Consider the following 18360-nt stretch of genomic DNA (forward strand, 5'->3'; position numbering starts at 1 on the left):
ATGGACGAGAACGCCCGCTACCAGGTCCTGCGCAACGACGAGGACCAGTACTCGCTCTGGCTCGCCGACCTGGAGATCCCGGCCGGCTGGCACGCCGTCGGCAAGGAGGGCACCCAGGACGAGTGCTCCGCCTACGTCGACGAGGTCTGGACCGACATGCGCCCCCGCAGCCTCCGCGCACGCATGGAGAACGCCGACGCCTGATCACGCCGACGCCTGATCACCCGTCACCGGTACGCGTGGGGCGCGGCACTCCGCCGCGCCCCACGCCGACCGGGCGACACGTCCCCCCACACGCCCCGCACCCCCCGGATATCCCTATGCGGCCCTTTGCCCGTGGCCCTCCACCGAAGACAAGGACGTCTGCCATGACCCCGACCCTGCGCACCGCACGGCTGCTCTTCCGCCCGTACCGCCCCGAGGACGAGGACGCCTTCGTCGAGCTCCTCGGCGACGAAGCGATCTGCCGCTGGATGGGCCAGGAGAGATGCTCCGAGGCGGAAATCCGCACGATCTACCGCTCCATCCTCACCGACGTCTACGGCAAGCACCTCTTCGACGTGTGGGGCGTGTGGTCCGACGGCGACTACGTCGGCCATGCCGAGATCAAGAAGACCGGCAACGTCGACGGCCACGAGGCCGTCGCCGCTCTGGTCAGGAAACACTGGGGCCAGGGCCTCGGCCGCGAACTCGTCCGGGGCCTGCTGACCTACGCCGCGGACACCCTCGGCCTCGAAGAGGTCTACGGGATGGTCGGCGCCGAGAACACCGCCAGCCTCGCCCTCTGCCAACGACTCGGCTTCCGCCACGTACGCGATGTGCTCTCGGACACCGGCGCGGTCACGAAGATGCTGGTGGTGTCCACGGTGACGGACACTCCACGTTCCTCCGAAGGCATCCACCGGGTCCGTTGACCACCACGACTCCCTCGCCCATGCGGGAGAACGCCCGCATCACCACCAGCATCGACGGCCTGCCGGGCCTACCGCTCCCGCTGCCGCCGCGCAGCCGCCGACCTGCCCGCCGAAGGCCGCCCCCCTCGGCGGGGTGCGGCCTTCGGCGCGTGGGCGCGGGTGCTTACGCCGGCCAGCCGCCGTACGGCACGGTGATGAGCTCCATCGCATGGCCCGCCGGGTCCAGGAAGTACACGCCCCGACCACCGTCGTTGTGGTTGATCGCGCCGGGCTGTTTCTGGTGCGGGTCGGCCCAGTGCTCGATGCCGCGCCGGGTGATCTGCGCATACGCCCGGTCGAACTCCTCCTCGGAGATCAGGAAGGCGTAGTGCTGCGGGGTGATGTGCTCCGCGGGAAGGGTGGCGAAGTCCAGCGTGACGCCGTTGCTCAGACCGACCGCGATGAACGGGCCCCACTCCGTGGTGATGTCAAGGCCCAGCAGCTCGGTGAAGAAGGTGGCGGACTCCCGGTTGTCCCGGGCGTGGATGATCGTGTGGTTCAACTCGACTGACAAGGAATGCCTCCGAAGGCATCTCCCGACACCTCCATGCCTCACCCAGCCGGTGACCGACACGCGATGTCGCCGCAGAGCGTAGCCGATCTCCTTGTGCGGTGCATCGAATGTGGACCCCGGCGTGCGGATCTGCTCGTTCCGGCAAAGGCTGGAGGGAGAGAGCCGCGGCGGTGCCCGCTCAGCGCCCGCTGCCAGTGGCTGTCGCGCCCCAGTGAGGAGGACCCATGGACGCGTCCCGGCCCGGATACACCGCAGAGCTGCTGAGGCATTTCGCCGATCTCCGCGACGGTACGCACCAGCGCGCGGTCTCCCGTGAGGACAAGGAGCGTCTCTTCGCCCGGACGGTCGAGCTCCTCGACCCCTACGCCCGGCAGGCACTCGGCGAGATCAACGAGGACCTGCTCCTGGGCACCGGAGAGATCCTGGCCACCGGGATGCGGTCGAGTGACGAGGGCGCCGATGCGGTCTGGTCCCTCACCTGGCCCGAGCAGCGGGACGCCGGGGTGAGCCCGGTGGTGCTGCACGCCTTCTTCGGCGCCGGATTTCACCATCCGCATCTGCGCGGTGGCGCATTGCGCGACTGGCCGCTCAACATCTTCACCGAGGAGCAGGCCGCCGCCAAGCTGTCGTGCCTGCGCGAGATCGCGGCCGCGCAGGTCCACAACCTCGTTTTCGAGCGGGACTACCGGATCATCCCGGCCACCGTGAAGGAGCACGCGTACTGAGCGCATCACCCCAGGCCCAGCAGCTCCGCCAGATTCCCGCCCAGCACCCGCTCGCGGACCTCGCCGGGCGGCGTCACCCGCTCCACCGTGGCGCGGGAGAGGACCGGATCGCCGTAGGGGGCGTCCGAGCCGAAGAGGGTGCGGGTGGGGAGTTCGTGGATGGCCAGGCGGACGGCGAAGACGATGTTCGCCGTGGACAGTTCCAGGTAGAGGTTGGGGGTGGCCCGGGCCAGTTCGATCGCCGCCATCCAGTGCGCACCGGCCAGTTGGCTGATCACCAGCGGCACCTTCGGATAGCGGGCCGCCAGGCCGGCCAGGGTGCGCACGTCCGCCGCGGTCGTCGGGGCGGAGCCGTGGACGACCACCGGCAGCCCGGCCTGGTCATGCGCCGCCCGGAGAACCGGCTCGACCAGGGCCGCCCGGTCCGGGGGCGGGGTGAGCTCCCCGATGCCGTGCAGTCCGCGGCCGACCACCTCCCGCGCCACCCACGCCGCGGTCCCGTCCGCCCCCAGCCCCAGGGGCACGGAGCCGAAGCCCAGGAAGCGGGTGGGATGGGCGGCCAGCGCCTCGTCCAGCTCCCGCCACGCCACGGCGTACCCGTCGTCACCGGCGGTGCCCGTACGACCGTCGGACCCGCCGCTCAGCGCGCGCTCCAGTACGCCCATCTCGTGACGGAGGGAGGCCAGGTCCGTCGCCCGTTCCGGGTGCGGGCGGGTCGGGAAGAGGACCGTACGGTCCACGCCCGCGTCGTCCAGCGCGGCCAGGTGGATGTCGAGCGGATCATGGACGTGGCTATGGGCATCGATGATCATGAGTGCCTTCCTGGGGTGCCTGCCACCGGCGGAATGCGGGCGGCGGGACCAGTGTTGATCCCTGACACCGTGGGAAGGTCAAGCCGGAGGGGGAGGGTCGTGCTGATCGGGGAGCTGGCCGAGCGGACCGGCACCAGCGAGCGGCTGCTGCGCTACTACGAGCGGGCCGGGCTGCTGCGGCCCGAGCGGCTGGCCAACGGCTACCGGAGCTACCGGGACTCCGACGCCGCCGCCGTACGGCGCATCCGCGCCCTGCTCGCGGCCGGGCTGCCCACCCGGGTCATCCGCCAGGTGCTGCCCTGCACCACCGGCACGGCAGCGGTACGGCCCTGTCCCGGCGTGCTCGACGCCCTCCGGGCCGAGCTGCGCGCCCTCGACCGGCGGTCCGCCGAGCTCGCGGCGGCGCGCGAGGCGCTACGGGAGACGATCGCGGGTGCGGAGGCCCGGCGCGGGAGCGACTAGCCGACCGGCCGGCGAGGGACCCCGCCCGGCCCCCGCCCGTCAGCCCGCGGACCCCTCACCCGGCGTCACCCGTCCTCACTCGTCATCTTCCGGTCGGCGCTCGCCCTCCGCCTGGGAGGGCTGGGTGCGCATCGTCTCTGGGTGCCGGGGCTGGCCGGGATCCATGTCCTCCTCCAGCCGTTCGCCCTCGGCCTGTGACGGAGTGGTGTATTCGTCGTACTGGCTCATGGCCGCCTCCGCGTACTGGCTCGTGGCCGCCACTGCGGTCGGAACGCCTGCCTGCATCATGAGCGTAACGCTTCCGGTGACCGGCGGCCCGTGCTGGCCGAGGACCCCGCGAGGGGCACCCCACCGCGTAGTCCGGACAAGCGGGGGAGGAGAATCGGGCCATGGCAAATACTGCAGGAGCCAAAGCAGTTGTGATCGCAATCGCTGCGCTCGGCGTGGTCGCCGCGCTTGCCGTGCTGTGGGTGTGCAGCATCTTCGCGGCGGTCGTGTTCGGCTGGGAGCCTCTGGGGCCGTGAGCGGCCGGGGGGCGGCCGCGCAGGAGGCCGCCCCCGCGACCGCTCCCCGACGCGGGGCTATCGCAACGCGGTCGCGATCAGCCCGCTGATCTCCTCTTCCAGCACGCCCCCGCCGCCCAGCAGCCGGTCGAAGACCAGCCCGTCCACGCAGGCCAGCAGGGTGAGCGTGCGGCCTTCGGCATCGGCCACGCCCTGTGCGGCCAGGAAGTCGCGCACGGTGTCCCGTCCGGCGTTCTCCCGCGGTACCAGGATGTCCCGCAACTCAGGATGGCGCGCGCTCTCCAGGGCACACGCATAGCGCGCGAGGGACCGCTGCCGCCCGTCGCCCGTGAGCCGCTGCTCGACGAACGCGGCGATCCGGGCGGCCAGTTCGCCGGCGTCGCGCGGTGCGGGCGTCTCTTCCCCCGCTCGCTGCAGCTCCGCCTGGTCGCGTGCGACGAGCCGCCGGACCAGCGCGGTGAGCAGCGCCTGCCGGGTGCGGAAGTACGCGGACGTGGTGCCCGCCGGCAGGTCCGCCGCGCGGTCCACGGCCCGGTGGGTCAGCCCCCGCATCCCTGCCTCCGCGAGCACGCCGATGGCGGCATCGGCGAGAACCGTACGTCGCTCTGTGGTCACCCCTCCTTTCTACACCTGTAGAGGCGAGCAGTACGCTCTTCTACATCTGTAGAAGAGTGGAAAAGTCCATGGAAGCCGTAGCGGCCCGTGAAGCCAGCAGGGGGCTCCGGGGGCCGCCTCCTGCCGTGCAGGGCCGGGGGACGGCAAGAGAGGGGGCCGTTGTGGGCAGCAGTGCGGTGGTGGTCGGGGGAGGCATCGGCGGACTGGCCGCGGCGATCGCTCTGCGCAGGATCGGCTGGAAGGTGACCGTCGTCGAACGCGCTCCCGTCCTCGACGACGCCGGTGCCGGCATCTCCCTGCACGCCAACGGCATCCGTGCCCTGGACGCCCTCGGCGTGGGCGCGGCGGTACGCGCAGCCGCACGACCGCAGTACGTCGGCGGCACCCGTACGCCGGACGGCGGCCGGCTGGCCCGTATGGACGGTGCGGCGCTGGAGCGTGCACTGGGCAGCCCGATCGTCGGCATCCCGCGCGCCGTGCTCCACCGGTTGCTGCGCGAGGCCCTGCCGCCCGAGTCACTCCGCATCGGCGCCGAGGTGACCTCCGTCGACGGCTCCGACCCGGCCCGGCTGCGGATACCGGTGGGGGAGACCCTTCTCGAAGCGGATCTGGTCGTGGCCGCCGACGGCATCAACAGCCGGCTGCGCAGGCAGCTCTTCCCCGGCCACCCCGGGCCCGCCTACAGCGGTTCGACCGTGCTCCGCGCCGTCACCCACCAACCGGTCGAGCTGCGCACCGACTTCGAACTGACCTGGGGGCCGGGCGCCGAGTTCGGCCACATCGCCTTCACCGACGGCCGCGCCGAATGGCACGCGGTCCTCAACTCGCCCGCCGGTGTGCGCTTTCCCGACCCGCTCGCCGAGATGCGCCGCCGATTCGCCGACTGGCACGACCCGATCCCGGCGCTGCTGGAAGCCACCCGGCCCGAGGCTGTGCTGCACCACGACATCAACGAACTGGCCGTCCCCCTGCCCACCTACGCCGTGGGCCGCATCGCCGTCCTCGGCGACGCGGCCCACGCCATGACCCCGCACCTCGGCCAGGGCGCCTGCCAGGCACTGGAGGACGCGGCCACACTCGCCGCCGCCCTGGCCACCGAGCCGGGCGTCGAGGCGGCGCTGACCCGCTACGACGCGGAACGCCGCCTCCGCAGCCAGTCCGTCGCCCGCGCCGCCCGCCGAGCCGGCCGTATGGGCCAGCAGCTGACCCACCCCGTGGCCATCGCCCTGCGCAACACGGCACTCCGACTCGCCCCGTCCCGCGCCTCCGTCCGCACCGTCCTCCGTCACGCCGACTGGACGCCGCCGCGACTGCAGTGACGGGGAGACGGGGAGACGGGGGAGAGGGGAAGACGGGGGAGACGGGGACGGACGGACCGAGGCGATGCACCGGCGCGGTGCGACGCGGCCCGACGCGTACCTACCGAACGCGTCGAGGCAGGACGCCTGGTGGACTTGAGTCTCCAGTAGGGGGAGACACGAAGGTGAGGGCATGCACGACGACCTCTGCTCCATCGGCGAACTGGCCGTCGATGCGGTTCACGACATTCACCGGCATCGTGCGCACGATGACCCCTGAGCTGCCCGACGACCCCGATGCCGAGCAGGTCCGTGCCTGGGTGGAGCTGGCCGAACTGTCCCTGGACCCCGACTTCCGCGCCGCGGTGCGACGGATGCTCGCGGCGGTCAACGGCTGGCCGGCCCCGGACGGCCTGGCACCGGTGCTCGACTGGTCCGTCCGCGCGCTGCGGCTCCGGTCGTCCCGTCGATGACGGCCCCCGTCTCCCGGCCTCGACGACCGGCTACCGAGCGTCTGACCCTCGGCGTGCAGGACTACGACGCCCTGTACGAGCCCGAGTTCACGGTGGACCCGGAGGAACTCACCCAGGAGCTGATCGACTTCGAGCAGGCGCGACGCGGCCTGGCCTGAGTGCCGCAGTGCTCGGTGTCGAGGCGGCCGTGGTACCGGCCGTTGCCCGCGGCGTCGTGGACGTGGTGCAACGACCACGGAGACTGGAATTCCACTTTCGTTGATTCTGAGGTGCGGTGGAGAACTCCGTACCGGCGGCGCGAGAGGCGCCTCCGAGCTGCACATTGCAACTCCCTTTGCATTGTTGAGTTCTGAAGCATATTTGGAATGTCAAATTCCGGCCGGGTCGGAACCGGGTGAAACGTCCCTACTCGAAAAAATGTCCTGTACGAACCGTGCGGGGGTGTGGCACCATTTGAGAGTCGCGGACTCGGGGGACAAGTAGGCGACAAACGGGGGGAAACCATCTTCTGCATGTCTGCGTATTGACCGGGCGCAGTGAGTACGCCCATGGGTTCTCGCAATTTCGGCCCGGGCCGCACCTCTGCGTGCCCGCACTCAACAGTGTTGGATTTCCGTGATAGCAGAAGAAATTTATGATCTGGTCTTGGACGACCTGTTCATCCGGGCCGATCATCTCGTACCTGGAAGTTCCGTCTTCCTGAAACTTGAGGGCCTCAACCCGGCAGGCTCGGTCAAGCTCAAGACGGCCATCGCCCTGGTGGCCCGGGCCGAGGAATCGGGGCGCGAATTTCCGCGTACCCGCCTCATCGAATCGACGTCGGGGAATCTCGGGGTGGCCCTCGCCATGGTCTGTGCGGCCAAGGGGTACCGCCTGACCTGTGTGACCGACCCCAACGCCAACGCGCAGGCCGTGCGGCTGATGCAGGCGCTCGGCGCCGAGGTCGTCGTCATCGACATCCGCGACGGCAACGGCGGCTATCTGCAGTCCCGCATCAACTACATCCGCGACCGCCTGGCGTGCGAGCCCGACACCTACTGGCTGAACCAGTACGCGAATCCGGCCGGCCCCCAGGTGCACCGCGACCGCACCGGGCGCTCCATCCTGGACGAGATCGGCCATGTCGACTACGCGTTCATCGGGGCCGGGACGACGGGGACCCTGATGGGCTGCGCGGAGTACTTCCGGCAGCACAGCCCGGCCACCCGGATCATCGCCGTCGACGCCGTCGGGTCGGTGTCCTTCGGCGGCCCGCCCGCCCGGCGCCACATCCCGGGCCTCGGCACGAGCCGGCGTCCCGAAATCCTCGATGAGCGCCGTATCGACGAAGTCGTCATGGTGCCCGAAGCGGATGCCGTGGACATGTGCAGAATGCTGGCCGAAGAACGTGGTCTGCTGCTCGGCGGATCCAGTGGAACGGTGCTGTCCGCGGTGCGCGCCAAGGCCAAGGAAATCCCCGAGGGAAGCGTCGTGGTCGCCCTTTCACCGGACTTCGGTGAGCGCTACCTGGAGACGATCTACGACGACTCCTGGGTGGCCGACCGCTGGCCCGAACTCATCTGCTCGGAAATATCGGAAGTTTCTCAGGCCGGCGCCTGAGGAGAGGTGTGTTTTTCATGTTCGACTTCGACGTGGTGGCGGGCGAGACCGTACGCGAGATCCTGAGCGACCGGCGGGCCGAGGTCCTCGGTATCGTCGGCCAGGCATATCGCAGCCATGAGGCCGGGGAAAGCATCAACCCCGACAGCTATTTCCTCCGGTTCCCGGAGAAGCCCGACTCCCGGATCATCGCCCTGCCCGCCTATCTCGGCGCCGACGTCCAGCTCGCGGGCATCAAATGGATTGCCAGCTTCCCCAAGAACACCCAGGCCGGGAAGCCCCGCGCCTCGGCCGTGCTCATCCTCAACGACTACGAGACCGGCTACCCGATCGCCTGTCTGGAAGCGGCGAACATCAGCGCCGCCCGCACCGCCGCGTCCGCCGCCGTGGCCGCAACCGCCCTGCGCCCGGCCGGCTTTGAGGGCACCCGGATCGCGATCGTCGGCGGCGGTGTCATCGCCCGCAACATCTGCGACTACCTCCACGCCGCCGGCTGCAACCCGGACGCCTACCTCGTGCACGACCTCCACGAGGAGTCGGGCCAGGCGCTGGTCGACCATCTGCGCACCACCCAGCAGCGCCCCGCCTCCTTCACCGCCGACCGGGGCACGGCGCTGGAGGCGGAGACCGTGGTCTTCGCCACCACCGCACTGGAGCCGTACGTCACCACCCCGTTCAAGCCCGGCCAGGTCGTGCTGAACGTGTCGCTGCGGGATCTCACCCCCGAGGTGGTGCTCGCGGCGGACAACATCTTCGACGACGTCGACCACTGCCTGAAGGCCAACACCTCGCCGCACCTCGCGGAGCAGCTGACCGGCTCGCGGGACTTCGTGACCGGCACCCTCGCCGGCGTCCTGAACGGCGACGTGACGGTGTCCGAGGAACGACCGGTGATCTTCTCGCCGTTCGGCCTCGGCGTCCTCGACCTGGCCGTCGGCGCGTACGTCCTGCAGCACGCCCGGGAGGCCGGCTCGGCCATCGCGGTCCCCAACTTCTTCGGGGAGACGCGCCGGTGGTGACGACGGAGCACTACACCGCGAACACGGAGCGCGCGGGGGCCCCGTCGGCCGACCCGGCGGCCTCCTGGGACGGCGAGCGGCACCCCACCCTGGCGATCGTGGGCGCCGGCTCCCGCGGGCTGGGCATCGTGGAGCGGCTCGTCAGCCAGTGCCTGGCGGAGCCCTTCCCGGTCACCGTCCACCTCGTGGACCCCCAGCCCCTCGGCCCCGGCTTCCACCTCCGCGACCAGCCCGACCACCTCCTGCTCAACACGGTCTGCGCGCAGATCACCGCCTTCGCGGACGACGCGATGGTGGACGGCCCCACCCGCGTCAGCGGCCCTTCCCTGCACACCTGGTGCCAGGAGAGGGACCTGCGGCTGGCCGCGGACGGATACACCGTGCGCGCGGGGGAGGGCCGGCCGGTCCGGCCGAACGACTTCCTGCCCCGGCGGCTGCTGAGCGAGTACCTCACCTGGGCGGCCGAACGCATCGTCGCCGCCGCGCCGCCCTGCTTCGTCCTGATACGGCACGCCACCACGGCCACCGACATCCGGCCCGGCGAAGACGGCGGCGAGGTCGTGCTCCTCGACGACGGAACGCGGCTGGAGGCCGACGCGGTCTTCGTGACCGTCGGACACCACTCGCTCCACCTCCCCGCCGCCTCCCCGGACGAACCGCCCGCCGGCCCCGGTCTGATCACCCACCCCTACCCGCTGCCCACCGCCCTCGACGGGATCGCGGCCGGCGACGAGGTCGCGGTGCTGGGCATGGGGCTGACCGCCATGGACGTGATCGCCAGCCTGACCCTGGGCCGCGGTGGCCGGCACGAACCGGCGGACGACGGCGGCCGGCTGCGTTACGTCCCCAGCGGCCGCGAGCCGCGGATCGTGCTGGCCAACCGTTCCGGGATGCCCTCGCGCAGCCGTCCGCACCTCAACCCGGGCCGGACCCGCTTCGCTCCGCTCGTCCTGACCACGGACCGGATCGCCGCCCTGCGCCGGCGGCGTGCGGACGGACGGCTCACCTTCCTCGACGACGTACTGCCGCTGGTCGAGGCCGAGATGGAACTGGCCTACTACCGCACCGTCCTGGCCCGTACGACGGGCGATGCCGAGGGCGCGGGCGCCGAGTTCGCCCGTCGCGTGGCCGCATCGGGCGGTGACCGGGCGCTGGCCGCCGCGCGGGAGGAGTTCGGACCCTACCCGCTGCACGGCGTACTGACCGAGGAGCCCGCCGACCGGCAATGGGCCGACGCGGCCGGGTACGCCGAGTGGTTCGCCGCCCGGGTCGCGGACGACCTGGCCGAGGCGCGCGACGGACTGGGCGCCAGCCCCGTCAAGGAAGCCCTGGAAGTGCTGCGCGACCACCGCGACGTCCTCCGGGCCGTGATCGACCCGCCGGGTGTCGACGACCTCTCGTTGGACCACTTCTTCGGGGAGTTCAACTCCGCCGTCAACCGCCTGGTGATCGGCCCGCAGCTGGACCGGTCGGCGGAGCTGCTGTCCTTGCTGGACGCCGGAGTGCTCCGGCTCGGTCCCGGGCCGCGGCCGAAGGTCATCGCCCCGAGCGGCCGAGGCCCGTGGCGCCTGGAGTCCACCTGCCTGGCCCGGCCCGAAAGCGTCGAGGTCCCGCACGTCGTGCACGCCCATGTCGCCGAGCCGAGCGCGGACCGGCTGCCCACCTCGCTGCTGGGCCGGCTCGTCGCGGCCGGCCGCATCACCACCCTGGCCCGGCGCGGCACCCGGGTCGCCGGACTCCACGTCACCCGCGAGGGACAGGGCATCGGCCCCACCGGAGAGGTGCGGCACACGCTGTTCTTCCTCGGCCCGCACACCGAGGGATCCAGCTACTACAACCACTACGTCCCCTCGCCCGGCGCGCCGTCCCGTGCGCTGAAGGACGCCGAACTCGCCCTCCGCACCGCCCTGCCGGCCCTGACCAAGAGGACATCATGAGCAACCGCGAGACCTACACTCCCTGGACCCGGGAGTACCGCATCGAGACCCGAGCCGCCCAGGGCGACGGCTGGCGCTGCCCGACCACCGGTGCGGTGCCGCCGCCGGTGAGCATGGGGGCGACCTTCGCCCGCGACGACCAGTACCGCACCCCGGCCGGCTTCGCCTACCTGCGGGACCAGGGCACGCCGGGCTACGAGCAGGTCGAGAGCGTCGTCGCCGGGCTGGAGGGCGGCTCCGACGCGCTGGTCTTCTCCTCCGGGATGGCCGCCGCCACCGCCGTCTTCCAGGTCCTGCCCGCCGGCGCCCGGGTCGTGGTGCCGCAGACCATGTACTTCGGCCTCACCAAGTGGCTGCTGGAGTTCGGCCCGCAGCGCGGACTGGAGGTCGTACGCGTCCCGATGGACGACCTGGACGCGGTCGCCCACGCGGTCGACGCGGCACCCACCGCCCTGCTGTGGGCGGAATCCCCGGCCAACCCCACCTGGCTGGTCACCGACCTCGAAGCCTGCGCCGAGATCGCCCACCGGGCCGGCGCGCTCTTCGGCGTGGACAACACCGTTCCCACGCCGGTGCACACCCGGCCCTTCGACCTCGGCGCCGACCTGATCATGCACTCCGGCACGAAGTACCTGAACGGCCACAACGACGTGGTGGCCGGCCTCCTCGTGGCCGCCCCGGACCCGACCGAGGAGCGCCAGGCCCTCTGGGAGCGGCTGCGCCTGCACCGCCGCCTGACCGGCCCGATCCTCGGCCCCTGGGAGACGTACCTGCTGCTGCGCGGCATACGGACGCTCTTCCCGCGCATGCGCCAGATCTCGGCCTCCGCCATGACCCTGGCCGAGCACTTCTCCGCCCACCCGCTGGTCAGCCGGGTCGCCTACCCGGGACTGCCCACCGACCCGGGCCACAAGGTCGCCTCCCGGCAGATGACCGGCGGCTACAGCGGCATGCTCTCGCTGCACATCGCCGGGGACTGGACGCGTTCCCTGCGCGCGGCCGAACACTGCGAACTGTTCATTCGCGCCACATCCCTGGGTGGGGTGGAAAGCCTCATCGAACACCGCTACACATTCGAGGGACCGGACAGCACATCACCCAAGGACATGCTCCGGCTGTCCATCGGCGTCGAGGACCCGGCCGACCTCATCGCCGATCTGGAGCAGGCACTGGAACGCGCCGCGAAGGACGCCCCGTGAGCTCAGACACCAGCAACACCAGCACCACCGACAGCACCAGCACAAGTACCAGCACCACTGGTCATACCGGCACCACCGCCGCGGGGAGCACGAGCACGGCGGGCGGTGCCGGCACCCCCACACCGGCGGAATCCGGCCAACCTGCCGCCCGCGGGGGCTTTTGGGGCGACCTCTCGCTGTCCGCGGTCCTCGCCGGATTCGTGGCCGTCGTGGTCTCGTACTCCGGCCCGCTGGTCATCGTGCTCGCCGCCGCCACGGCCGGCCGTCTGAACCAGGCGCAGACCGGCTCCTGGGTCTGGGCCATCTCCATAGGCAGCGGTCTGACCTGCATCGGGCTCAGCCTGCGGACGAAGATGCCGGTCATCACCGCGTGGTCGACGCCCGGCGCGGCCCTGCTGGTCACCAGCCTGGGCGCCTACTCGTACCCGGAGGCCATCGGCGCGTTCCTCGTCACCGGTGTCGTGATCACCCTGGTCGGACTGACCGGGGTGTTCGGGTGGCTCATCCGGCAGGTGCCCACGGCAGTGGTGTCGGCCATGCTCGCGGGCATCCTGTTCTCCTTCGGCACCGGTGTCTTCACCTCCCTGAAGACCGCGCCGTGGATCGCCGGACCCGTCCTGCTGGCCTATCTGCTCGGCAAGCGGTGGCTGCCGCGGTACGCCGTGCTGATCGCGCTGGCCACGGGCGTGGTCTGCAGCGCCGCCACCTCGCGCCTGCACATCAATCTGCACAGCATCGAGCTGGCCCGCCCCTTGCTGACCACTCCCGAGTTCTCGGTTGCCTCGCTCATCGGCATCGCGGTGCCCATGATCCTGGCCACCCTCGCCTCGCAGAACGCCCCCGGTATGGCGGTCCTCACCGCCTCCGGATACCGGCCCAAGGACCGTCTGCTGATCGGCTCGACCGGCCTGGTCTCCACCCTGCTCGCCCCCTTCGGATCGCACGCCGTCAACCTCGCGGCCATCACCGCGGCGATCTGCACCGGGCCCGAGTCCCACCGCGACCCCAAGCGCCGCTATGTCGCCGGTGTCGCATGCGGGGCGTTCTACCTCCTGATCGGCGCCTTCGGCACCACCCTGGTGGTCTTCTTCGCTGGCCTGCCCAAGGAACTGGTCGCCGCCATCGCTGGCGTCGCCCTGCTCGGAGCGCTGGCCGGCGGCCTGACCGGAGCGGTCACCGAGGAGAAGGACCGCGAGGCCGCCCTGATCACCTTCCTCACCACCGCGTCCGGAGTCACCCTCCTCGGCGTCGGCTCGGCCTTCTGGGGACTGGTCTTCGGCGTCGCCGCCCACCTCCTCCTCACCCGCTGGCGCAGCACCCGCGAAGGCGCGAACGGCCCACAGCCCGCCGCCAAGTAAGCGCGTACGACAGGAAATCACCCACCGCCGCACGGGAAGCGGCCGCCCCGACCACCTGATCGGGGCGGCCGCTTCCCGTGTCCGCCGGTACGGGCCGCAGGAACCAGGCAGGCACCGCGGGCACCACGGGCGACGCGCCGAGACCGCCGGCATCATGCGCCCCTTGCTGAACCCTCGGGTCCCGGTCCTAGCTCTCGTTCTGGTGCTGACCCTGGTCTTCTTCCTCGCTTCTGCCCTCACTCCCGTAACTCTCGAACCAGTGGCTGTCGAAATAGCGGGCCGTGGAGAAGGGGTGCTGCCGGTCGGTGAGCATGCGGTAGATGAATTCGGTGGTGGTGCCGTCGAACCGGACCCATGAGTCGGGGATGTCTTCCGTGATGAGGATGGGCCAGCGGTCGGGGTCGGCGCCGTCGGTGAGCCAGAAGAACTGGTCGGCCTGTTCGGTGCTCGCCCACTGCAGCAGCCCGCCGGGCACGGGGTAGAGCTCGTACGGTTCCCATAGGCGGCTTCTCCTGGCCCTCGTCCACCCGCTCAGCCACTCGGTGTGCCGGATGATGTCGGAGCTCTTGAAATAGGCGTCGGGAACGTGCAGTTGGAGGAATTCATCGAAGGCGCCGTCCCCGAAAATGTCGACGAGGCGCTTGTAGTCGCTGGGCAGCGGGGTCCCGATCCGGGCCTCGACATCCGCCCAGTCGACCGTCCGCACGCCGGAGGCGTCCCATCCCGTCACGGCGACGATTCCGTCCACCCAGGAAGAGCCCTCCGGTACGTCCGTGGCGGGATCGTGCCCTTCCGCGATCAGCACCACGGGTCGTGTGCCGTCGTCGAAACGGGCGCTGCCGCAGCCGATCCACCGGCTCCCGTGCGACCATGCGCGCATGTCGACGAGCCGTTCACCGAACGGGGGCAGCAGCGGCAGTCCCGTCCGCGGGGTGACGGTCGGATCGGCGTACCCGTCCATCGCGAGATTGCGCGGTTGTCCGTAGCGTCCGCTGAGTGCCTCCTGGAGCGCGGAGAGGCCGGTCCGGTCCGAGAGGTTCGCAGGCACTGACAGGCAGATGTGTCCCCTCGGGTGTCCTGGCTCTTCACACGCCAGATCTCCGGTGCCGGGCCAGGCCAGGCGGTGGACGGCCGTGAGGAGTACGTCCTGGGCGGTCCGTGCGTCGTCCGGTTCGTTCATGGCAGGCATTGAAGCGGACACCACTGACATCGGGGCCGGCGGTGGCTCCGGCGGGGGCGCCGACCATGCCCCTCCCGTTGCCGGTAGTAGCCGGCGATGAGTGACACTGGGACACGGCGTGATGATCAGTACGGGGAGGGGTGTGTCCATGCGTGCGATGCGTTACGAGCGGTTCGGTGGACCAGACGTCTTGCGGGAGACCGAGGTGCCGGCCCCGGTGGCGGGGCCGGGCGAGACCCTCGTGGAGGTGGAGGCGGCCGGCGTCAACTTCGGTGACATCAAGCAGATCGCCGGTGAGCACACCGAAGGCCCGTACGCGCCCAAGGGGCCGTTGCCGCGCATCCCCGGTATGGAGGTCGTCGGCCGGACCGCGGACGGCCGACGGGTACTCGGCTATGTGGCGCAGGGCGGGTACGCCGCCAAGACGGCCGTCGCCGACCGTGACCTGGTCGCGCTGCCGGACGAAGTGAGTGCCGGCGAGGCGCTGGCGTTGCTCGTACAGGGACTGACCGCATGGCATCTGCTGCGCTCGGTCGCGCGGATACGGCCCGGTGAGAGCGTGGTGGTCCATGCGGCCGCAGGCGGGACCGGCAGTCTCGCCGTCCAACTGGCCCGGGAGTTCGGCGCCGGGCGCATCATCGCCACGGCCTCCTCCGACGAGAAGCGCGCCTTCGCCCTGGAACTCGGTGCGGACGCGGCGATCGACGGTGCCGCGGAGGGCTACCGGGAGCGCGTACTCGACGCCCATCACGGCCGACCGGTCGACATCATCCTGGACGCCGTCGGTGGCCCCGTCCTCGACTCCGCACTGGACGCACTCGGATATCTGGGACGCCTGGTGACGTACGGTGCCTCCTCACGGCAGGCCGCCGCCGCCATCGACCCCGGCCGGCTCGCGGTGGACAGCATCACCGTGGCCGGCTTCTGGCTCATCCCGCTGATCGCCCGAAGAGGCGCTGGGGGAGCGGCACTTGAGGAACTGCTGGACCTCGCCGCACGGCGACGCCTGCGGCCCCTGGTCGGCGCCGCGTACGACCTCGGGCACGCACGCGATGCCCACGAGGACCTGCTGGCCCGCCGCACCAAGGGAAAGCTGATCCTCATGCCGTGAGGCCGAGGACTGCCCGCTGACCCCCAGAGGCAGCGACTGATCAGGCGTACTCAGGAGGGGCGCCGCCTGCACGTTCAGGCCGGTCGCACCCTCGAACGCCGGCGCGGGTCCGCACCGGGGCGGTACAGCGGGGCGAAGGCGAGCAGCAGGAGCGCGGCTCCGAGCGGTATGAGGTCCTTGCTGGCGAAGGGCAGCGTGATGCTGACGAGTACGAGAACGGGCGCCCACGGCTTGAGGACGCGGCGGACGGCGAGCTGGACGACGAGGATCAGCTGGCCGACGAAGAACAGCAGCGGCCCGTAGTCGTAGACCAGCGGAAGCACTCCGGGTATGGCCTGGACATGGGCGAACAGCTCCTGCATGGCGCCGTGGTCGGCGGAGAGGAACCCGACCGTGAGGTCGATGAGGAACTGCACAGCCAGGGCCACGGCTCCCGCTGTCCCGGTCCACCATCCCACCGCGGCCGGCCGGTTGTGACCCGCACACGCGCGCATCGTGCCGAAGCCCTGCACGAAGAAGACGAGCGCCCCGAGGAAGCACAGGTGACCGACGGTCCATGCGGCGCCCGGCCCGCGGCTGCCGTCGAGGCCGTCGATGATGCGGAGCACGCCGTAAGCACCCATCAGGACGGGGGCGGTGAGGAATGCGGTGCGTGGTGAAGTCATGATCAAAAAGTACGGGCCCGGCACCCTGAGTCACATCAGGTGCCGACCCTGACGCATCCCCGAGATCCGCGCCGAGGTCGGCCCCGAGATCCGCCCCGAGGCCGGTGCTCCGAAATCCGCGCCGCTGCCGGCCCCGAGATCCGCTCGCCAGGCCGCCTCGTCGAGGCGCTACGGGTGCGCACGATTCGCGGTCAGGAGTCGTCCCGGAGCTGGTCACGTTGGATCTGACAGGCGAGGGTTCGCCGCGCGGAGGGGGACGAAGTGGAGGAGGCGGAGGAGGTGGCGCCCCTGCTGGACCTGCGTGGTGACGGGACGTCGAGAGCCCGGCTGATCCGGTCGTAGGCGTCCCGATAGCTGCCGGGCAGGAGCGACTGATGCTGCCTCAGGTCCTCCTCGACGAGGCGTCGCAGTTCATCGACGTTCTGAGGGGTGAAGCGCTTCCGTCCCCGGGCCAGGGCGTTGACGTAGCGGGTGCAGCGTGCGCTGTCGTCGCAGGTCTCCGAGATCTCCTCAGCGAGCCCCCACAGGCGTCCTTCGAGCCATGGGACGTCGCGCTGGTCGAGGGAGAGGTCCATCGGGGGCGCTGGGTCGCTCAGCTTGGACTTCTTCACCTGCTTGGACACGGCGGGCTGGCTCATCTCGGTGAGCTGGGCGATCTTGTCCTGAGTCCAGCCGAAGCCGGCGAAGGTCTTGATCATCTCCGTGCGGAGCTTGCGCATCTCCTCGCCCGCCCGAATGACCTCGTTCATCCCGGCGAGTATCCGGGCGGCCTGTTCCTCGGTGAGCGTCCGCGGGGGGTGCTGCGTCCCGTTGTCGTTCTGGTGCCGGGAGCCGTCGTCGTTCCGGTGCCGGTTGTCTTCGCCTGCCACATTCCGGTTATACACCTGACCCGGCGTGCGTCATAACCCAGTTGTACAACCGGGTTATGACTGCAACGATGCGTGTCATGCTTTCTGTCTTCTCCGCACCCGACGGCACCCGGCTCGCCTACCGCATCCAGGGCGAGGGCCGCCCGGTGGTGTGTCTACCGGGCGGGCCCACGGATTCCCGCTACCTAGGGAACCTCGGCGGACTGCCGGAGGACCGCCAGGTGATCTTCCTGGACCTTCGCGGCACCGGTAAGTCCGCGGTTCCCGACGACACTTCCACCTACCGCTGCGACCGCCTCGTCGACGATGTCGAGGCCCTGCGCGTCCACCTCGGGCTCGCCCGGATCGATCTGCTGGGCCACTCCGCCGGTGCCAACCTCGCGACCCAATACCTGGCCCGGTACCCCGAGCGCGTCAGCAAGCTGGCCCTGATTGCCCCCAGTGCCCGCGCGGTTGGCATCGCGATCACCGGGGAGACGCGACGCAAGCTCGCACAACTCCGCAAAAATGAGCCGTGGTTCCCGTCGGCCTTCACCGCCCTGGAGGCGATCACCGAGGGCGCGGGCAGCGACTGGGAAGCCATCGCCCCGTTCTTCTACGGCCGGTGGGACGCTGCCGCGCAGCACCACCACGCGGCCGGCCGGCCGGACAATGAGGAAGCCGTCGCCCTCTTCGCGGCCGAGGGTGCCTTCGCCCCGGAGGCCACGCGCGCCGCACTCGCCACCTACGAGGGCCCCGTTCTGCTGCTCGCCGGAGAGTTCGACCTGAACAGCCCGCCTCGGTCGGTTGCGGAGTTCGCGGAGCTGTTCCGTGACGCCGCACTCGTCGTGCAGCCGGGAGCGGGCCACTACCCCTGGCTCGACGACGCCGATCGGTTCGTGGCGACCACTGCGGCGTTCCTGGGGTAGCCCGTCTGGTCCCGTTGCTCAGTGGTAACAGCGGCAACAGCGGCAACAGCGGCAACAGCGGCGAAGCGGCTCAGCGCCCCTGCGGCTCAGTGGCTCAACGGCCCAACGGCCCAACGGCCCGGCGGCTCAGCGGTGGAGC

20 protein-coding genes and 1 pseudogene are annotated in these 18360 nt (G+C 70.8%); 14 read left to right on the forward strand and 7 right to left on the reverse strand.

All coding sequences use genetic code 11. From position 1 onward, the window contains the following. Both AB0G35_RS12945 and AB0G35_RS12950 read left to right on the forward strand, forming a co-directional pair. Complete coding sequence (locus tag AB0G35_RS12945; protein WP_360947777.1) at positions 1 to 204, forward strand: MbtH family NRPS accessory protein; 204 nt, start codon at positions 1 to 3, stop codon at positions 202 to 204. 164 nt (positions 205 to 368) lie between these two features. Then, a complete protein-coding gene (locus AB0G35_RS12950) occupies positions 369 to 914 on the forward strand; it encodes a GNAT family N-acetyltransferase (RefSeq protein WP_360947779.1) in 546 nt (181 codons plus the stop codon). A 163-nt stretch (positions 915 to 1077) separates the two neighbouring features. Here the strand turns inward: AB0G35_RS12950 and AB0G35_RS12955 are convergent, their stop codons facing one another. Next, a complete protein-coding gene (locus AB0G35_RS12955; RefSeq protein ID WP_360947781.1) occupies positions 1078 to 1467 on the reverse strand; it encodes a VOC family protein in 390 nt (129 codons plus the stop codon). A gap of 224 nt (positions 1468 to 1691) precedes the next feature. Between AB0G35_RS12955 and AB0G35_RS12960 the strand changes: the two genes are divergently transcribed. Then, positions 1692 to 2192, forward strand: coding sequence for a hypothetical protein (locus tag AB0G35_RS12960; RefSeq protein WP_360947783.1), 501 nt, complete (start codon positions 1692 to 1694; stop codon positions 2190 to 2192). A gap of 5 nt (positions 2193 to 2197) precedes the next feature. Here AB0G35_RS12960 and AB0G35_RS12965 read toward each other — a convergent pair whose 3' ends face one another. Further along, on the reverse strand, positions 2198 to 3004 hold the full coding sequence (locus AB0G35_RS12965) for an amidohydrolase family protein (protein ID WP_360947785.1): 807 nt from the start codon (positions 3002 to 3004) through the stop codon (positions 2198 to 2200). Positions 3005 to 3103: 99 nt separating this feature from the next. Between AB0G35_RS12965 and AB0G35_RS12970 the strand changes: the two genes are divergently transcribed. Then, positions 3104 to 3466 carry a MerR family transcriptional regulator gene (locus AB0G35_RS12970; RefSeq protein ID WP_360947787.1) on the forward strand — a complete coding sequence of 121 codons (363 nt, stop codon included), beginning with the start codon at positions 3104 to 3106 and terminating at the stop codon, positions 3464 to 3466. A gap of 75 nt (positions 3467 to 3541) precedes the next feature. Here the strand turns inward: AB0G35_RS12970 and AB0G35_RS12975 are convergent, their stop codons facing one another. Continuing rightward, positions 3542 to 3754, reverse strand: a complete 213-nt coding sequence (locus AB0G35_RS12975; RefSeq protein ID WP_360947913.1) for a hypothetical protein — start codon at positions 3752 to 3754, stop codon at positions 3542 to 3544. A 293-nt stretch (positions 3755 to 4047) separates the two neighbouring features. Beyond that, a complete protein-coding gene (locus AB0G35_RS12980) occupies positions 4048 to 4605 on the reverse strand; it encodes a TetR family transcriptional regulator C-terminal domain-containing protein (protein WP_360947789.1) in 558 nt (185 codons plus the stop codon). Between the two features lie 161 nt (positions 4606 to 4766). On the opposite strand from AB0G35_RS12980, the gene AB0G35_RS12985 reads away from it, so the two are divergent. From AB0G35_RS12985 to AB0G35_RS13020, 8 genes and pseudogenes are all read left to right on the forward strand, one after another. Continuing rightward, complete coding sequence (locus AB0G35_RS12985; RefSeq protein ID WP_360947791.1) at positions 4767 to 5924, forward strand: FAD-dependent monooxygenase; 1158 nt, start codon at positions 4767 to 4769, stop codon at positions 5922 to 5924. A gap of 233 nt (positions 5925 to 6157) precedes the next feature. Further along, positions 6158 to 6376, forward strand: a pseudogene (locus AB0G35_RS12990) (hypothetical protein); the annotation flags it as partial. Further along, positions 6373 to 6534, forward strand: coding sequence for a hypothetical protein (locus AB0G35_RS12995; protein ID WP_360947793.1), 162 nt, complete (start codon positions 6373 to 6375; stop codon positions 6532 to 6534). The pseudogene AB0G35_RS12990 and the gene AB0G35_RS12995, both read left to right, overlap by 4 nt. A gap of 472 nt (positions 6535 to 7006) precedes the next feature. Continuing rightward, positions 7007 to 7975 (forward strand): 2,3-diaminopropionate biosynthesis protein SbnA, encoded by a 969-nt coding sequence (sbnA, locus tag AB0G35_RS13000; RefSeq protein WP_360947909.1) that lies wholly within the window; start codon positions 7007 to 7009, stop codon positions 7973 to 7975. Positions 7976 to 7992: 17 nt separating this feature from the next. After that, on the forward strand, positions 7993 to 8994 hold the full coding sequence (gene sbnB, locus AB0G35_RS13005; protein ID WP_360947795.1) for a 2,3-diaminopropionate biosynthesis protein SbnB: 1002 nt from the start codon (positions 7993 to 7995) through the stop codon (positions 8992 to 8994). Then, the gene (locus tag AB0G35_RS13010) at positions 8988 to 10931 is read left to right on the forward strand and encodes an FAD/NAD(P)-binding protein (protein WP_360947797.1); all 1944 of its coding nucleotides are present in this window, start codon (positions 8988 to 8990) and stop codon (positions 10929 to 10931) included. Before sbnB ends, AB0G35_RS13010 begins: the two co-directional genes overlap by 7 nt. Continuing rightward, positions 10928 to 12130, forward strand: a complete 1203-nt coding sequence (locus AB0G35_RS13015) for a PLP-dependent aspartate aminotransferase family protein (RefSeq protein ID WP_360947799.1) — start codon at positions 10928 to 10930, stop codon at positions 12128 to 12130. Before AB0G35_RS13010 ends, AB0G35_RS13015 begins: the two co-directional genes overlap by 4 nt. After that, positions 12127 to 13488, forward strand: a complete 1362-nt coding sequence (locus tag AB0G35_RS13020) for a benzoate/H(+) symporter BenE family transporter (RefSeq protein ID WP_360947801.1) — start codon at positions 12127 to 12129, stop codon at positions 13486 to 13488. Before AB0G35_RS13015 ends, AB0G35_RS13020 begins: the two co-directional genes overlap by 4 nt. Before the next feature lie 187 nt (positions 13489 to 13675). Here AB0G35_RS13020 and AB0G35_RS13025 read toward each other — a convergent pair whose 3' ends face one another. After that, the gene (locus tag AB0G35_RS13025) at positions 13676 to 14668 is read right to left on the reverse strand and encodes a hypothetical protein (RefSeq protein WP_360947803.1); all 993 of its coding nucleotides are present in this window, start codon (positions 14666 to 14668) and stop codon (positions 13676 to 13678) included. Positions 14669 to 14816: 148 nt separating this feature from the next. Between AB0G35_RS13025 and AB0G35_RS13030 the strand changes: the two genes are divergently transcribed. Continuing rightward, a complete protein-coding gene (locus tag AB0G35_RS13030; RefSeq protein ID WP_360947805.1) occupies positions 14817 to 15779 on the forward strand; it encodes a zinc-binding dehydrogenase in 963 nt (320 codons plus the stop codon). A 74-nt stretch (positions 15780 to 15853) separates the two neighbouring features. Here AB0G35_RS13030 and AB0G35_RS13035 read toward each other — a convergent pair whose 3' ends face one another. After that, a complete protein-coding gene (locus AB0G35_RS13035; RefSeq protein ID WP_360947807.1) occupies positions 15854 to 16444 on the reverse strand; it encodes a hypothetical protein in 591 nt (196 codons plus the stop codon). Between the two features lie 191 nt (positions 16445 to 16635). Next, positions 16636 to 17313, reverse strand: coding sequence for a sigma-70 family RNA polymerase sigma factor (locus AB0G35_RS13040; protein WP_360947809.1), 678 nt, complete (start codon positions 17311 to 17313; stop codon positions 16636 to 16638). Between the two features lie 68 nt (positions 17314 to 17381). Here AB0G35_RS13040 and AB0G35_RS13045 point away from each other — a divergent pair, with 68 nt between their 5' ends. Then, the gene (locus AB0G35_RS13045) at positions 17382 to 18221 is read left to right on the forward strand and encodes an alpha/beta hydrolase (RefSeq protein ID WP_360947811.1); all 840 of its coding nucleotides are present in this window, start codon (positions 17382 to 17384) and stop codon (positions 18219 to 18221) included. The last annotated feature ends 139 nt before the right edge of the window (positions 18222 to 18360 follow it).

It is taken from the genome of Streptomyces sp. NPDC021749, from assembly GCF_040640655.1.
In the GTDB taxonomy this organism is placed as follows: Bacteria; Actinomycetota; Actinomycetes; order Streptomycetales; family Streptomycetaceae; genus Streptomyces.

What these genes read in the sequence shown, in the direction of transcription:
- AB0G35_RS12945 (WP_360947777.1), top strand. Translation starts at nt 1, where the DNA reads ATGGACGAGAACGCCCGCTACCAGGTCCTGCGCAACGACGAGGACCAG.
- AB0G35_RS12950 (WP_360947779.1), top strand. Translation starts at nt 369, where the DNA reads ATGACCCCGACCCTGCGCACCGCACGGCTGCTCTTCCGCCCGTACCGC.
- AB0G35_RS12960 (WP_360947783.1), top strand. Translation starts at nt 1,692, where the DNA reads ATGGACGCGTCCCGGCCCGGATACACCGCAGAGCTGCTGAGGCATTTC.
- AB0G35_RS12965 (WP_360947785.1), bottom strand. Translation starts at nt 3,004, where the DNA reads ATGATCATCGATGCCCATAGCCACGTCCATGATCCGCTCGACATCCAC.
- AB0G35_RS12975 (WP_360947913.1), bottom strand. Translation starts at nt 3,754, where the DNA reads ATGATGCAGGCAGGCGTTCCGACCGCAGTGGCGGCCACGAGCCAGTAC.
- AB0G35_RS12995 (WP_360947793.1), top strand. Translation starts at nt 6,373, where the DNA reads ATGACGGCCCCCGTCTCCCGGCCTCGACGACCGGCTACCGAGCGTCTG.
- sbnB (WP_360947795.1), top strand. Translation starts at nt 7,993, where the DNA reads ATGTTCGACTTCGACGTGGTGGCGGGCGAGACCGTACGCGAGATCCTG.
- AB0G35_RS13015 (WP_360947799.1), top strand. Translation starts at nt 10,928, where the DNA reads ATGAGCAACCGCGAGACCTACACTCCCTGGACCCGGGAGTACCGCATC.
- AB0G35_RS13025 (WP_360947803.1), bottom strand. Translation starts at nt 14,668, where the DNA reads ATGAACGAACCGGACGACGCACGGACCGCCCAGGACGTACTCCTCACG.
- AB0G35_RS13030 (WP_360947805.1), top strand. Translation starts at nt 14,817, where the DNA reads ATGCGTGCGATGCGTTACGAGCGGTTCGGTGGACCAGACGTCTTGCGG.
- AB0G35_RS13035 (WP_360947807.1), bottom strand. Translation starts at nt 16,444, where the DNA reads ATGACTTCACCACGCACCGCATTCCTCACCGCCCCCGTCCTGATGGGT.
- AB0G35_RS13045 (WP_360947811.1), top strand. Translation starts at nt 17,382, where the DNA reads ATGCGTGTCATGCTTTCTGTCTTCTCCGCACCCGACGGCACCCGGCTC.